We start from the raw sequence: 14,974 nt of genomic DNA, 5'->3' as shown, positions 1-14,974 counted from the left end.
GCGTGAAAACCATCATTCGGGTGCGCTTTTGTGGTTCTTCCCATTGGAGTGGGCCACGTAGACTGGGGCGTCAAGGAAGCTGCATTGCACCTGATGGTCGATTTCCCCCGTTCAATTTCCGTCTTCAGATCAACCTTCTGTCATCGAGACCGGCGCAGGATGCGTCCGGTGCGGGCATCCACGTCAATCTCCACCACACGGCCTTTCTCGACAAATTTGAGCCGATAGACCCGCTTGGTCTTGTCATAGGCGGAGCCGAGATATTCGGCGCCTCTCATCTTTGGGAGGATGCGCCGCTCAATCTCGCGAAGGCGCAATTGATTGCCCGCCTTCATCTGCTGGCGCGCTTCGCCCTGCTCACTGCGCTCCTGATACGTCCCGCGGTCCGCCGCAGCGGCAGGCGCAGCCGTAAAGGCGCCCAGCGCAATCGCTGTGGCCAAGGCAGTGAGTGTGGTGCGGTGCTGTTTCATAATGATTGTCTGTCTAGTTTTTGCGCTTTGAACAACCTCTGAATGTTGGCGTTGCTCGTTGTTCAGAAAAGTAACGACTTATATTAATCACCCTCAATCGCGGCAGCGGCCTCTTCGGCGACCATCTCATACTTGATTGTGATCGAAACACCGGCGCTAACCTGGCCCGGTTGAACGGGGGCAACCGCATCAGCGGCCTCTTCAGCCACGGCGCGCATCATGATCGGCGGTGCGGGAGAGCGGTTCTGGATGCTTTCATTGATTTCGAGCACCCTCACTTGGTCATACCCAAGCATCGCCGCGTACGCTTCGGCCCGCGCCTGTCCGCTGGCAATAGCACGCTTGCGAGCCTCATCCTTCGCGGCGTTATCGTTCTCGATGGAAAATCTCGGACCATCCAGATTGTTCGCACCAGCCGATACCAGTGCATCCAGCACAACGCCCACCCGCTCGATCTCCCGCAGCTTCACGCTCACGCGGTTCGATACGGCATAACCGCGAAACTCGTTTTCGCGCGTAGTGCGGTTGTATTCGTACCGGGGACGAAGCGAGATGCCGGATGTTTGAATGTCCTTTTCATCCACTCTTTGCGCTTTGATCTGGTCAATCACCTTGCGCATCTCCACCGCGTTCTGGCGCATGGCCTCAACCGCAGTGGGCGCTTCGGTGGTCACACCTGCACCAATTGTCGCCATGTCCGGATCGACTGTGATCGCTTCATAGATCGACAGCTCGACAACCGGGCCTTCAGCCTCGATCTCGATCTCTGCGGCATAGAGCGCCGGGGTCATGGCAAGAGCGCTGACAGCGAGCGCGCCGGTTATCGATTTCGTGAACAAACGGATCATTGCACTTCTCCTTTTGCCGTGGTCTTGGCGGACCTCTTATGGCCTGACTGTGAATGCAAGTGTTTGCAAGCTGTAACCTCATCGCTAGACCCTTGGGCCAAGGGAGAAATCGATGCTCAAAACCCTCGCCTATGCCGTTGCGATTGCCACTGCTGCATTGTCGCTGCCAAGCGTTGCTCTGGCCCAGATGGAGCGGGTGCCTGATCGGCCAGCAGGCGAAGGCGAAGGGCCTTACGAAACGCTCCTGATACGCGGCGCGACCATGATCGACGGCACGGGGGCCCCACCTGAAGGTCCGGTCGATATTGTGGTCGAAAACAACCGGATCGCCGCTATCGTGCGCGGCGGAGGAGCGCCGGTTCAAGCCGACCGCGTGATCGAGGCAGGCGGCATGTATGTCATGCCTGGCCTGATCGACACGCACGGCCACAACGGTGATCCCGACAAAGCGCCGCAGCCATCCTATGGCTTCAAGCTCTGGCTCGCCCACGGCGTCACCAGCGTTCGCGGGGTCGGCTTTGGCTGGGGTCCCAACGATCCCTCGATCGACCAGAAACGCCGCAGCGAGGCCAACACCATCACGGCGCCGCGCCTCTTCGCATACACCGTGCCGGGCGCTGTCGGCCCGCAGGGCGCCGTCGACAGCCCGCAAAAGGGCCGCGAATGGGTGCGCTGGATCAAAGGTGCCGGTTATGACGGGATAAAGTTCTTCAACAACGAAAGCCCCGAAGTGCTCGCCGCAATCCTTGATGAAAGCGACAAGCATGGCCTCGGCACCGTGGCCCACCTCGGTCAGCGTGGCGTGGCTAATGTCAACGCCAAGATCGCAACAGAGCTTGGCCTCGATGGTGTCACCCACTTCTACGGCCATTTTGAAAGCCTGCTCGATAAAAGCACAATTCCGCAGTATCCGTCGGACTACAATTACCTCGATGAGCAGTCGCGCTTTGCTTGGGTTGCCCGCCTAGCCGAACAGATAGGCGAGCCGGGGTCCGATCAGTGGGACGCCTATATCGGCCACCTTATCGAGAACGACGTCACGCTCAGCCCCACTTTCAACATTTACTCGGCCAGCCGCGATGTGATGAAGGCGCGCAATCTGGAGTGGCACGATAAGTACACCCTGCCCTCGCTGATGCAGTTCTATGCGCCCAGCCTCACAAACCATGGCAGCTATTATCACGATTGGACCAGCGAGGATGAGGCCGCATGGAAACGGTTCTACGCCAAGTGGTTCGCGCTCACCCGCGACTTCCACCGCAAAGGTGGGCGCGTCACCGCTGGTTCTGATCCGGGCTATATCTACCAGACATGGGGCTTCGCCTTCGTTAGCGAGCTCGAGATGCTGCGCGAAGCAGGCCTGACGCCGCTGGAAGTCATTCAGGCCGCAACGGTCAACGGCGCGCGCGAGATTTATGAACCCAAGGGCATCGAACCTCCCATCGGTTCGATCAAGGTTGGCAAGCTCGCCGATCTGGTTATCGTGCCGGAGAACCCACTGGCGAACCTGAAAGTCCTTTACGGCACCGGCCACACCCGCCTGAACCGTGAGACCAACCAGTTGGAGACAGTTGGCGGGGTTCGCTGGACGATCAAGGACGGGATCGTGTTCGATGCCCCCAAGCTGCTTGAAGACGTGGCGGCAATGGTCGAGGCGCAGAAATAGCAACCTTGCGGGGGACCCGCAGAGCGCCTAACGCGCGCCTCCTATGGCACAGCCCCCGATCCTCAGCCTCGAAGGCATTGGCTTGCAACAAGGCGGCCGTTGGCTGTTCGGTGGACCGGACGTCGCGCCGATGGATCTGCATGTGTTGCCGGGCGACAGGCTAGCGCTGATCGGGCGCAATGGCGCGGGCAAGACCACCCTTTTCCGCCTGATTGACGACCGCATCGAAATGGATCGCGGCACGCGGCGCGTGAAGCCCAATATGCGCATTGTATTCCTCGAGCAGGAGCCCGATTTCAGCGGTTACGAAACGCTGATGGATTACGCCCTGCACGGCGATGACGCCCCTGCCGAGCACGAGGTGGAAAGCATCGCGGGACAGCTCAACATCGACATGAGCACCGACGCGGCAACTGCCAGCGGTGGTGAGCGTCGTCGCGCTGCCATCGCCCGCGCATTGGCGCAGGACCCTGACCTTCTCCTGCTTGACGAGCCAACCAACCACCTCGACCTGTCTGCCATTGACTGGCTGGAAGACTGGCTGACGCGTTACAAAGGCGCGTTCATCACCATCTCGCACGACCGGACGTTCCTGAAGCGCCTGACCCGCGCGACCTTGTGGCTTGATCGGGGCACTATGCGGCGCAAGGAAGTCGGCTTTGGCGGTTACGAGGCTTGGGAAGAGCAAGTCTATGCCGAGGAAGCGCGTGCGGCTGAGAAGCTTGACGCCAAGCTCAAGATCGAAGCCCACTGGCTCGAACGCGGCGTAACGGCACGGCGCAAGCGCAACCAGGGGCGGCTCGAAAAACTCTACCAGATGCGCGCACAACGGGCGGCGATGATCTCGGACAGCAGCGCAGCCAAGCTGAAGCTGGCGAATGACGAGGAATTCAAGTCCAAGTCGGTGATCGTCGCAGAGGGCATCTCCAAGACCTACGACGGACGCGCTGTCATCAAGCCATTCACCCTGCGCATCCAGAACGGTGACCGCATCGGTATTGTCGGTGCGAATGGCGCGGGCAAGACCACTTTGCTCAAACTGCTCACCAAAGAGATCGAACCAGACAGCGGCTCTGTGCAACATGCCCGCACGCTCAGTGGCGTGATGATCGACCAGCAGCGCAAACTGCTCGAGCCCGATGCAAGTGTGCGCGATATCCTGGCTGAAGGCGGCGACTGGATCGACGTTCGCGGCGCGCGCAAGCACGTGCAAGCTTATCTAAAAGACTTCCTGTTTGATCCCAAGCTGGTCGACACCAAGGTCGGCATCCTATCGGGCGGCGAGCGGTCACGCCTCCTCCTTGCGCGCGAGTTTGCGCGGACCGCGAACCTGCTGGTGCTGGATGAACCGACCAACGATCTCGATCTTGAAACGCTCGATCTCCTGCAAGAAGTGATCGCGGACTTTGATGGCACCGTATTGATCGTTAGCCACGACCGCGACTTTCTCGATAAGACCGTGACGGTCACGCTTGGCCTCGATGGCACTGGCCGCGTCGACATCGTCGCAGGTGGATATGAGGATTGGGAGGCAAAGCGCCGCCAACCGATTGCGCGCAAGGCCAAATCAAGCGCTCCCACACCCTCGCCCACCCCTGCCCCCACAGCACCGAAATCTGACAAACTATCGTACAAGGACCAGCGCGATTACGAGCTGCTTCCCGCGCGCATCGAAGAGCTGGAGGCGGCCATCACCAAGGGTGAGGCAATCCTTGCCGATCCGGACCTTTTCACTAAAGATCCGAAGCGATTCGCGACCATCTCCAAAGGGCTGGAGAACGCGCGTGCCGAAAAGGACGCCGCTGAAGAACGCTGGCTCGACCTCGCCGAAAAGGTCGAAGGGTGAGCGCGGCGCGGGCCGCAGACCTCCACACGGAGATCAAGACCTGCACGCTCTGTGCCGAGCATCTGCCGCTTGGCCCGCGGCCCGTCGTGCAGTTCTCGCCCAAGTCACGCATCCTCATCATCGGTCAGGCTCCCGGCACCAAAGTCCATGCCAGCGGTGTCCCGTGGGATGATGACAGCGGCGACCGGCTGCGCGAATGGCTGGGCTTCGACAAGTCAGAATTCTACGATCCTGACAAAATCGCTCTGATGCCCATGGGCTTTTGCTATCCGGGCAAAGCGAAAGGCGGAGACCAACCGCCCCGCCGCGAATGCGCTCCGCAATGGCACCACCGCGTGCTCGACCTTCTGCCCCAAGACAGGCTCACCCTTCTGGTCGGAGCCTATGCCCAAGCAGCCTATCTGCCCGACACGCGGAAGCTCTCCCTGACCGAGCGCGTGCAGCGTGGGGCCGACTTTGCGCCCTTCATACCGTTGCCGCATCCGGCCTGGCGCGTGCGGATGTGGATGGCAAAAAACCTGTGGTTCGAGGACAAGACCCTGCCCAGCCTTCGCCGACATGTTGCTGACATAATGAAAGAATAGTCTCTCGGCCTAACGAGTGAGGAGGGATCAAATGTCGATTGAACAAACTGCCCAAGCATTCTTCGACGCGGTCAAAGAGGATCGCGAGGCGGACTACCAATCCATGTGGTCTGACGACATCATCAGCATGGAGCCGGGTGATGGTCCAATGTCGACTGTTCAAGGCCGCGACCAGCTGCTCGAGAAGCACAAATGGTGGAACGAAAACGCCGAGATGCACGGCTTCACCATGGAAGGCCCCTTTGTGGTCGGCGAACAGTTCGCCGTGAACTACTCGATGGATGTGACCATGATGGGTGAGCGCAGCCAATCATCAGAAACCGCGATCTATACGGTCAAAGACGGCAAAATCGCAGAGGAACGCTTCTTCTACGATAACCCGGGCGAATAGGCCGGCATACGAGACGCCCCGCCGTGGCTGATGTCACGGCGGGACATTTTCGCAGGTTTATCGACTAGTCAGCCGTCACGCGCGCCGGCAGCACTTTCGGGTTTTTCAGGACAAATGCGGAGATCAGCGCCACGATCAGCCCCACGGGGAAAATCTCGCTGAAAGTGATCGGGATGCGGAACAGCGGGTTGGCGTACATTTCCATATTCGCGTCGATCTCGGCCAGCTTCGCCGCGCGCTCACCCGCGCTCAGCCCTTCGGCCTCAACTGCTGCACGCAAGCTGTCACCATAGGTTTGCATAAAGGCAAAGTCGGTCATCTGCAGCACGACTTCCCACGTCACGGTGTAGAACACGCCTGCAACCGCTGCGATGCCAGCGCCAACCGCCGCGCCCTGCGTGAACTTGATCACCCCGCCATGCTCCACATCGCGGAACCGCTTGATCCCGATGAACACCAGCGAAAGCACCGCGAGCATCACGACGTAGCCGAGGATTTCCGAGGTGCCGAGATCGTCGGTCCCGACGCCCATCATCACCACAAGCATGAATGCAATCACTACGATACCGATGATCGAACCGAAGATCAGAGAATAACGCCACATGAAATGTCTCCTTCTGTTTGGACGCCTCTGACGTTCCGGTTTTCATGGGCAAATCCTATCACCCAGATGGGTGATTTGGGGCCTTTCATGCGTTTGGACGAAGTCACGGGATGACGGCCAGTGCCCGCGCCGCCTCCACCGCTTTGCCGCGCCCAGTCACTTCCAACTTCATGTAAAGATTGGCGATATGAGTCTTGATCGTGTTGGGCGACACACCCAACGATCGGGCGATTTCCTTGTTGCTGTCGCCTTTCGCGAGCAATCCAAGGATCTCCAACTCACGCGGAGTCAGGCCAAGCGAGGCAATTGCCTTCTCATTGGGTTCGAACGTGGCGGTGGCACTTTGCGGGGTGAGTCGCATCCCCACCCAAATGCCGATCGCGATGAAGACCGCGGCGATGATCGCAGCATAGGCCTCACCCGGCATCTGCATCATCAAGTATCTGCTTTGCGCCCATTGCAGCAGCACCGCGACCAGCGCGAGCGCGCCGCCATAGAGCAAACCGTATCGGCCCCATCCCCTGTCCATGGCGTCATGATGCCAGAGCCGTGCGGTCTCGACCAGTGCGAAGAACTTCTCTCACCGTATCCGATAGAAATCTGCCACACGATCGAGCGCGAGCTTGAGCACCAGTTTCCCACTGCGCGCGGGCCAGCCAAGTGACTTCTCGGCTTCCGGCAAGCTCTCTCCTGCGCACACAACACGCCACAGAATGTCTTCCAAGCCGCGTCCTGCCTCTTTGATTGCTGCATCAAAGCGCTGCTTGGCTGCAATCTGCTTCTCGCTAGCCGACAAGCCCTGCTCGCCGGTCGTCTTCACCCGAACCGGGTCCCAACGCATGGTGACATTCGCCGATAGCTGCGCGCGCTCGTAATCGTTCCTCAAGGCCTCGCCGGCATCAAACAGCCGGTCATCCAGATGCCCCCGCGAATGGAGCCATGCGAAGGGCGATTCCGATATGTTGACGGTTACCGTCCGCCGCTTTCCCACAGCCGACGAGCCCCGACGGGGGCCTTCATTCGTCAATTCGCGCTCCACCAGTTCCCGCTTCACTGCACTTCTCCAATAACCAATTTGGTGAAATGCATGCTTGCATTGTGTCATTTATTGTAGGAAAGTCAGAAAGGGCCAAATAGGCACACAATTCCCGATGGGAGCACCATTGATGATCAATCGTATCCGCGAAGTCCGCAAAGCCAAAGGTATCACCCTCGCGCAGCTGGCCGAGGTGTGTGATCCGCCGACCACCCCGCAAACCATTGGACGGCTGGAAACGGGTATGCGCAATCTTTCCACCAAGTGGATGGACCGGATTGGCAAAGCGCTGGATATCGATCCCGAGACACTCGTTCGATCGGAGGCTCAGCCTCGCCCGCAGATCGTTGCACAATTGGGCGCGGGTGAGGTTGAGGCCCTGTCCGCCCCGCGCGAAGCGATATTGCCGCACGAATTGGCCTCTCAAGGCGATGATAGCCCGCTCATGGTTCTCGAAGTGAACACGGCCATCGGTGAATACCGCCCCGGCGACCTGATCTGGCTGCGCCAGCTCAAACCCGACAGCGCAGCGAGCGCCATCAACCGCGATTGCCTGGTCCCCCGCCCAGGCGGGCGCTTCACCTTCGGTCGCTTGATTGATGTTCAGGGCACATTTGTTGGCATCCTGCCCAGTCAGGCTGGCCAAAAACAGCAAGTGGTCGATAATCCCGCATGGATCGCCGTGGCTGTCATGCTGGTGCGCTCGCTCTGATGCACGTTCTTGCACTCAGCACTCTGTTTCCCAACCCGGCCAATCCGCGGTTCGGAACCTTTGTTGCGCGTTCTCTGGAGGCGCTGAGCAAGCACAGCGATTGGCAAGTTACGGTGGTCAATCCGATTGGCATCCCGCCCATCGCATTCGGCAAATATCGCGAGTTGGCTGAGTTGCCGCCGGTTGCACAAGAAGGCCCTCTCACGGTCCATCGTCCGCGTTTTACGCTCATCCCGAGAATTGGCGCGCGTCGCAATGCTGCGGCCATTGCCAAGGCGGCATTGCCACTGATCCGAACAATCCACCGCGCAGAGCCGATCCATGCTGTCCATGCGGAGTTCTTCTTCCCCGATGGACCGGCTGCCGCGATCATCGCCGAGGAACTTGGCTTACCGCTTTCGATCAAAGCGCGGGGTTCGGACATCACGCACTGGGGTAGCCAAGATTTCGGTCGCGAGCAGATGCTGGAGGCCGCCAGCCGTGCCAGTGGCTTGCTTGCAGTAAGCGGAGCTTTGGCTGACGATATGGCTGCGCTGGGCATGGAACGCGAGAAGATCACGATCCATTATACTGGGTTGGATCGTGACCGGTTCCGCCCGCTGGGGCACACGCAATTGCGCGCTCAATTGGCCAAGCGATTGAGCTTTGCCCTGCCCGACAACGCGCCGCTTCTGGCCTGTGTCGGCAATCTGATTGCAACCAAAGGACAAGATATCGCCATGCGCGCCTTGGCCCAGATCCCGGACGCTCGGTTGGTCCTTGTCGGCAAGGGAGAGCTTGCCGATGATCTGCGCGAATTGGCTGCGGAGCTGGGCGTGGGCGAACGCGTGCATTTCGCCGGTTCGGTCGATCACGATGTGATGCCACTGATCCTGTCTGCGGCTGACGCGATGGTACTTCCGACCGAGCGTGAGGGGCTCGCCAATGCATGGGTGGAGAGCATCGCTTGCGGAACTCCAGTGGTCACCACCGATGTAGGTGGAGTGCGCGAGATTGTGACGAGCGATGCCGCCGGACGGATAGTGGAACGCACACCCGAAGCCTTTGCCGATGCGGTGCTAGCAATCCTTGATAACCCGCCCAAGCCCGAAAACGTGGCCAAAGCAGCGCACGCCTTTAGCTGGGAAGAAAACGGACGGGCGCTGGCAGCTTATCTTACAGAAGTCAGCCGCACTTAGGTCTGGCCTAGAACCTTCTTTTCCTGACGATCCGCATCGGTTTCCACGGGCACAAAACTGTTCGAGGTAACACCCAGCCAGATCAAGATCGGCGAAGCGAGATAGACACTCGAATAGGTACCCACGAACAAGCCGAACGTGATTGCCGCGACCAGACCGAACAGACTGGTCGGGCCGTAGAACAGCAGCGGCAGCAGCGCGACGAGCAGCGTCAGCGATGTCATCACCGTACGCGCCAGCGTCTCGTTGATCGACAGATCAAGCAGCTCGGGAAGCGGCATTTTGCGGAACTTCTTCAGGTTCTCACGGATACGGTCAAACACAACGATCGTATCGTTCAGTGAGTAACCGATGATCGCCAGAATAGCGGCGATGATCTGAAGGCTGAATTCCATCTGTGTTATGGCAAACAGCCCCAGTGTCAGCGACACGTCGTGGAACAATGCAAACAGCGCGCCCACGCCAAACTGCCACTCAAACCGGACCCAGATATAGATCGCGACCGCTATCATGGCGGCGATCAATGCAAGCGCTGCGTCATTGCGGAACTCGCCTGAAACCTTGCCGGAAACCGAGTCAACGCCGTCAATGCGGATATCGGAGTACTCACCCTCCAACATTGTCACGATCGCCGTGGTCATCTCGTTGGCGTATTCGGGATTTCCCTCTGCCTCTGGCGGAAGTTTGACGCGGATCGAAACCTGATTGTCTTCACCGAAACGCTGGACGACCGGATCATCGCTGACCAGCTCGACTGCCGCGATCCCGGTGCGCAAATCGGCAATCGGTGCCTCCTTGCTCTCGGTAAAGGTCGCGCGGATTTCCTGGCCTCCGGCGAAATCAACGCCGTAGTTCAATCCCATCGTGGCCACGGCTGCCCAGCTGCCGATGATCATCAGGATACTGACGATAAAGAACGGCAGGCGCAGGCGCAGAAATCTGATATTCGTGTCGGCGGGGACGAGTTTGAGCAGTTTCATGGGGCCGTCCTCCTCAAATGTTGATGTCAGCCGGGCGCTTGTCGCGCAGCCAGCCAGCGGCCCACATGCGAGTCAGCGCGAGGGCGGTGAAAACAGTGGTCGCAAGGCCGATGACCAGAACGACGGCAAAGCCGCGGATCGGACCAGAGCCAAACCAAAACAGCAGAACACCGGCAATGAAGTTGGTGATGTTCGCATCGTAAATCGCGCGGCTGGCTTCTTTGTAGCCATTTTCGACCGCGGCCACGACGCGTCGCCCACGCTTTCGCTCTTCGCGTATGCGCTCGTTGATCAGCACGTTGGCGTCGACCGCCGCGCCCACAGTAAGCACGAAGCCGGCGATACCGGGCAAGGTCAGAGTGAAGTTACCAATCGCCATGAGACCGAGCAGGATCAACACGTTGAACACTAGCGCGGCCGTGGCAAAGATCCCGAAGCGGCCATAGGTAGCGATCATCAGCGCGATCACAGCGATGCTGCCGATCAGCATTGCGATCATTCCGCGGCGGATCGAGTCTGCGCCCAGGTCTGGCCCGACAGAGCGCTGCTCCACCACCGCCAATGGGACCGGGAGTGCGCCGGATTCGAGTGAGATGGCCAACTGGTTCGCAGTATCGGCAGTGAAGCTACCCGAAATCTGTGCGTTACCGCCGAGAATGGGCTCATTGAATGACGGCGCAGAGATGATCTCACCATCGAGGATGATGGCAAAGCGTTTGCCCACATTCTGCGTGCTCAATTGAGCGAATTTCTGACCGCCTTGCGTGTCGAACTGAATGTTCACGACATCCTGATTGGTATCAGGGTTCACACCCGCCTGCGCACCGGTCAGGTTGTCTCCGGAAAGACCACCAAGCCGGTTCACCATCATCACCAATGGTGTCTGACCTTCGCTCGCTTCGAGAGGAACAATTTCCGTCCCCGGCACAAGATTCTGCTGCGCTGTTTCAAGGGTCATTTCGTTCTGTTGGTTTGGAGCCACCAGTTTGAATTCAAGCTGCGCGGTCTGACCAAGCTGATCTTTGAGGGCTTCTGGATCGTCGAGGCCGGGAACCTGCACCACGATACGTGTGTCGCCCTGACGAATAATCGTCGGCTCGCGCGTACCCAGTGCGTCGATACGTTTGCGGACAACCGTGGTCGCGGCTTCCATCGCCGCATCGACGGCTTCATCTGTGCCGCTGGAGGTCGGGGTGAGAACGATGCGCTGCGTGTCGATAACCTCGAAGTCGTAAAGCCGGGTCAGACCATTGCCCTGCATTTCCGATTCAAGGGCGGCACGGGCGCGATCGATATCGGCTGGTGTGTCGAGCAGGAAGGACAGCCGCCCATCAGCGCGCGACATGTCGTCATACTCAATTTCCGGCGTAGCGTTGCCAAGCTCGCGTTCCACAGCCTCTTCGAGATTTTCAAACTTGCGCTTAGAAACATCCGCCGGATCGGCTTCAAGAAGCAAGTGCGAACCACCGGCAAGGTCCAGACCCAAATTCACTTTTGGGGCGGAATCAGGAAGTTCGATATCAGTAGAGCCCAACAGCGAAGGCACTGCCGCCGCTGAAAAAGCGAGCGCGAGGCCCCACAACCATATCTTCTTCCAGAGAGGAAATTCGAGCATGGAAACTTTTCTCTAAATGCGTGTTTCTGGCTGCTGAACTGTCAGCGCATGGCCCAGTAGAAGAGCCACACTGCCTTAGTCGTTCGCTGCGTTGCCGCCCGGTGGAATGACATCGCCAATAGTGTGCTTGACCGCTTTAACACGGACATCCTTGGCAAGGTCGATATGGACAAAGTCGTCTTCAACTTTGGCAATCTTGCCAACAAGACCGCCTTGCGTGACGACCTGATCGCCTTTTTTAAGGCTAGCGACTTTCTCCTGATGCTCTTTCTGGCGTTTCATCTGCGGACGGATGATCAGGAACCAGAAGATCAGGATCATGCCGATGATCGGCAGCCAGTTAAGCCATCCTGGAGGTGCTTCTGCAGCGGCGCCCCCGGCGGCGGCAAGAATGTCAAACATGATAGGTTTTGCCCTAAGCGAATGCGTTAAAAGATCGGTCAAACCGATAGGATTAGCGATGTTTGGAGTAACGCCGATCCCACCCGTCTTCACTCAAGTGGGCGCGCGTAGCAGCAATGCAAGTGTCTAGCAATCGGTGCAGAGCAATCGTGACAGGAGCATGCAAAGCGCTGCGATGTGTCTTGCAAGCCACCAACCACGCGCTTATAGGCGCGCCTCCACTGGTCTCGGGAAGTAGCGCAGCCTGGTAGCGCATCACACTGGGGGTGTGGGGGTCGCAGGTTCGAATCCTGTCTTCCCGACCAGTGGAATTCACCCTCAAGTTGCAGAATATTCAATCCCGCGGCGTTTGCGCCGCGATCGCTTCGCCGTGCGAGAGTTTCGGACTGCCTTACATATATTTCATTCGTCGAATGTAGCAGTGCGCTCATCCTGAATGGCTTTCTATTTATTTCGAGGGCGCGCAAGGAACGTTCCCCAGCCCCTTGCGTATAGAGAGCCACATGAAAAGCCTGTTCCTCTTGTCTGGCGTTGCCGCCATTGCATTGAGCGCAACCAGCGCAAATGCGAGCAACTCCAGCGCGAGCAGTTCGGCAAATGAAGAGGCACTGGATGAAACAGGCGTCGCCTCAACCGAAGCAAACACGCGCCGTGTCTTCACACCCGAGGATTTCGAACGCTTCGCTCCACGCAGCGCGCTCGACATGGCAGAGCAGATCCCCGGCTTTTCCATTCGCAGCGATGACGGAGATCGCGGCCTGGGTCAGGCCAACACGAACGTCATCATCAACGGACAGCGGATTTCCGGCAAATCGAATGGCCCGGTTTCAGCGCTGCAACGTATACCTGCCGAAGAGGTCGTCCGGCTGGAGATCGTCGATGGGGCAAGCCTTGATATTGGAGGCCTCACTGGACAGGTCCTCAACGTAATTACCAGTTCCACAGGCGGTGTAACGGGCCAGTTCCGCTACTCTGCCGAGTGGCGGGATCGCGGGGTCCCCTTCCGCTGGAGCGACGGACAAATCTCTCTCGCTGGTGGTGGTGAGAAGACCGAATGGACGCTGAGCCTTGAAAACGACGCCGGCCGCCGCGGTGATGAAGGCATTGAGCTCGTGTTCGATGCCTCAGGTCAGCTCATCGACACACGGTTAGAGCAGTCCTTTTTCAACTCGGACCGCCCCACACTCTCCGGCTCCTTCGCGCGCACCGCCAACAACGGCAACGTTCTGAACCTGACCGGACAGTTTCAGACTTTCATCTTTCGGCAGGGTGAGGATTCGGAACGCAGCGGAATCATCAACGCCGTGGATCGCCAGCGCACATTCCGCTCTAACGAAGACGAATACAATTTCGAGTTCGGCGCGGATTACAGTTTCAAATTGGGTGGCGGCACGCTGAAACTTATCGGCTATCACAGATACGAAGACAGCCCTGTCACCTCCATCGTCACCACCGAATTTGCGGACGGCAGCCCGGTAGAAGGATCGGTCTTTACTCGCGATACGGACGAAGGGGAAACTATTGCCCGTGCGGAATATAGCTTCGGCGGACTTGGCGGTGACCTGCAGTTCGCGGTCGAGGGGGTGAAGAACTTTCTCGATCAAGATTCGACACTTGAGCAACGCGATGCGCAGGGCGTGCTGCAACCGGTCGTCTTTGATGGCGCCACCGCACGCGTGGAAGAAGACCGCGCGGAAGGAAGCGTTACTTATGGCCGCTCGCTGGCGAACAATTTCCTGATCCAGCTTTCGGTGGGTGCGGAATACTCGCAGATCAGTCAGACCGGCGCTGCGGGACAAACGCGCAGCTTCTGGCGTCCCAAAGGTTTCGCCGCGTTCGATTGGAAGGTGAACCCCGACCTCAATGTAGCGGGCCGTATTGAACGCATCGTGGGTCAGCTTGACTTCGGGGACTTCCTTGCCACCGCCAACCTCGATCAGGACCGAGTCAACGTCACCAACTCGAACTTGGTCCCACCGCAAAGCTGGCGGTACGAGCTTGAGGCTGTGCAGAGCCTTGGCAAACTTGGCTCGGTAAATCTGCGCGGTTTTTACGAAAATATCAGCGACATCGTGGACCAGATCCCGATCGTCGGTGGTGGTCAGGCACCCGGCAACATCGATTCCGCTACAATCTACGGATTGGAAGGCGAGCTGACGCTGCTGTTCGACCCGATTGGCATCAAGGGCCTTCGTCTGGATGCCAGCGCCGGCTGGACCGAGAGCGAAGTGCTCGATCCGCTGCTCGGCACCCCGCGCGAAATCTCTGGCAACGAGTTTCTCGATCTGAATGCCGAAGTCCGTCAGGATTTCTTCGGCACGCCATGGGCAGCTGGCATTGTTTGGCGGTTCAATGAGAACCAGCCCAATGTGCGGTTGGACGAAGTGTTCCAACGTCTCGAACGCCCAGGATTCTTACGCGTATTTGTGGAACACAAGGACGTCTTCGGCATGACCGCACGTTTTCGCGTCGGCAATGTGCTCAACCGCAAAAACACCTTTGATCGCACCATCTTCCTCGATCGTGCCGCGGGTCTGGTGGATTTTGTCGAAGACCGTGACCGGACGTTCGGCACGATCTTTTCCTTCGATGTTGAGGGTTCGTTCTAAGCCCCCGCTTGCACGCCCGTGCCCCCGCGACTA

15 protein-coding genes and 1 tRNA gene are annotated in these 14,974 nt (G+C 58.8%); 8 read left to right on the top strand and 8 right to left on the bottom strand.

Annotated elements, in window-relative coordinates:
- Positions 1-140: 140 nt before the first annotated feature.
- Both AC0V6K_RS12150 and AC0V6K_RS12145 read right to left on the bottom strand, forming a co-directional pair.
- Positions 141-470: a PepSY domain-containing protein gene (locus AC0V6K_RS12150; protein ID WP_472622593.1), complete on the bottom strand. Its 330-nt coding sequence runs from the start codon at positions 468-470 to the stop codon at positions 141-143.
- Between the two features lie 83 nt (positions 471-553).
- A complete protein-coding gene (locus AC0V6K_RS12145) occupies positions 554-1,318 on the bottom strand; it encodes an SIMPL domain-containing protein (RefSeq protein ID WP_472622591.1) in 765 nt (254 codons plus the stop codon).
- A gap of 112 nt (positions 1,319-1,430) precedes the next feature.
- Here AC0V6K_RS12145 and AC0V6K_RS12140 point away from each other — a divergent pair, with 112 nt between their 5' ends.
- Genes AC0V6K_RS12140 through AC0V6K_RS12125 form a run of 4 tightly spaced genes read left to right on the top strand, consistent with a single transcriptional unit; the run spans position 1,431 to position 5,805 of the window.
- Positions 1,431-2,984, top strand: a complete 1,554-nt coding sequence (locus tag AC0V6K_RS12140) for an amidohydrolase family protein (protein ID WP_472622589.1) — start codon at positions 1,431-1,433, stop codon at positions 2,982-2,984.
- 43 nt (positions 2,985-3,027) lie between these two features.
- Positions 3,028-4,830, top strand: a complete 1,803-nt coding sequence (locus AC0V6K_RS12135) for an ABC-F family ATP-binding cassette domain-containing protein (protein WP_472622587.1) — start codon at positions 3,028-3,030, stop codon at positions 4,828-4,830.
- The gene (locus AC0V6K_RS12130) at positions 4,827-5,414 is read left to right on the top strand and encodes a uracil-DNA glycosylase family protein (RefSeq protein ID WP_472622585.1); all 588 of its coding nucleotides are present in this window, start codon (positions 4,827-4,829) and stop codon (positions 5,412-5,414) included. Before AC0V6K_RS12135 ends, AC0V6K_RS12130 begins: the two co-directional genes overlap by 4 nt.
- Before the next feature lie 31 nt (positions 5,415-5,445).
- The gene (locus AC0V6K_RS12125; protein WP_472622583.1) at positions 5,446-5,805 is read left to right on the top strand and encodes a SnoaL-like domain-containing protein; all 360 of its coding nucleotides are present in this window, start codon (positions 5,446-5,448) and stop codon (positions 5,803-5,805) included.
- 64 nt (positions 5,806-5,869) lie between these two features.
- On the opposite strand, the gene AC0V6K_RS12120 is transcribed toward AC0V6K_RS12125, so the two are convergent.
- From AC0V6K_RS12120 to AC0V6K_RS12110, 3 genes are all read right to left on the bottom strand, one after another.
- Positions 5,870-6,409, bottom strand: coding sequence for a DUF4199 domain-containing protein (locus AC0V6K_RS12120; protein ID WP_472622581.1), 540 nt, complete (start codon positions 6,407-6,409; stop codon positions 5,870-5,872).
- Between the two features lie 103 nt (positions 6,410-6,512).
- Complete coding sequence (locus tag AC0V6K_RS12115; RefSeq protein ID WP_472622579.1) at positions 6,513-6,938, bottom strand: response regulator transcription factor; 426 nt, start codon at positions 6,936-6,938, stop codon at positions 6,513-6,515.
- Positions 6,939-6,989: 51 nt separating this feature from the next.
- Positions 6,990-7,463 (bottom strand): DUF6456 domain-containing protein, encoded by a 474-nt coding sequence (locus tag AC0V6K_RS12110; protein WP_472622577.1) that lies wholly within the window; start codon positions 7,461-7,463, stop codon positions 6,990-6,992.
- A 112-nt stretch (positions 7,464-7,575) separates the two neighbouring features.
- On the opposite strand from AC0V6K_RS12110, the gene AC0V6K_RS12105 reads away from it, so the two are divergent.
- Positions 7,576-8,157 carry a helix-turn-helix domain-containing protein gene (locus AC0V6K_RS12105; RefSeq protein ID WP_472622575.1) on the top strand — a complete coding sequence of 194 codons (582 nt, stop codon included), beginning with the start codon at positions 7,576-7,578 and terminating at the stop codon, positions 8,155-8,157.
- Positions 8,118-9,335, top strand: a complete 1,218-nt coding sequence (locus AC0V6K_RS12100; RefSeq protein ID WP_472622573.1) for a glycosyltransferase — start codon at positions 8,118-8,120, stop codon at positions 9,333-9,335. Before AC0V6K_RS12105 ends, AC0V6K_RS12100 begins: the two co-directional genes overlap by 40 nt.
- On the opposite strand, the gene secF is transcribed toward AC0V6K_RS12100, so the two are convergent.
- The 3 genes from secF to yajC form a co-directional block, all read right to left on the bottom strand.
- A complete protein-coding gene (gene secF / locus AC0V6K_RS12095) occupies positions 9,332-10,315 on the bottom strand; it encodes a protein translocase subunit SecF (RefSeq protein WP_472622571.1) in 984 nt (327 codons plus the stop codon). The two genes, AC0V6K_RS12100 and secF, sit on opposite strands and share 4 nt — an antisense overlap.
- A 13-nt stretch (positions 10,316-10,328) precedes the next feature.
- Positions 10,329-11,930: a protein translocase subunit SecD gene (secD, locus tag AC0V6K_RS12090; RefSeq protein WP_472622569.1), complete on the bottom strand. Its 1,602-nt coding sequence runs from the start codon at positions 11,928-11,930 to the stop codon at positions 10,329-10,331.
- Positions 11,931-12,005: 75 nt separating this feature from the next.
- On the bottom strand, positions 12,006-12,332 hold the full coding sequence (yajC, locus tag AC0V6K_RS12085; protein WP_472622567.1) for a preprotein translocase subunit YajC: 327 nt from the start codon (positions 12,330-12,332) through the stop codon (positions 12,006-12,008).
- 228 nt (positions 12,333-12,560) lie between these two features.
- Here yajC and AC0V6K_RS12080 point away from each other — a divergent pair.
- Positions 12,561-12,637 (top strand) — tRNA-Pro (locus AC0V6K_RS12080).
- Between the two features lie 198 nt (positions 12,638-12,835).
- Complete coding sequence (locus tag AC0V6K_RS12075; RefSeq protein WP_472622565.1) at positions 12,836-14,941, top strand: TonB-dependent receptor plug domain-containing protein; 2,106 nt, start codon at positions 12,836-12,838, stop codon at positions 14,939-14,941.
- Positions 14,942-14,974 lie beyond the last annotated feature (33 nt).

The organism is Erythrobacter sp. S43 (genome assembly GCF_057364955.1).
Note: the sequence above shows the minus strand (reverse complement) of the source record. Positions and strands in the feature narration are given on the sequence as shown.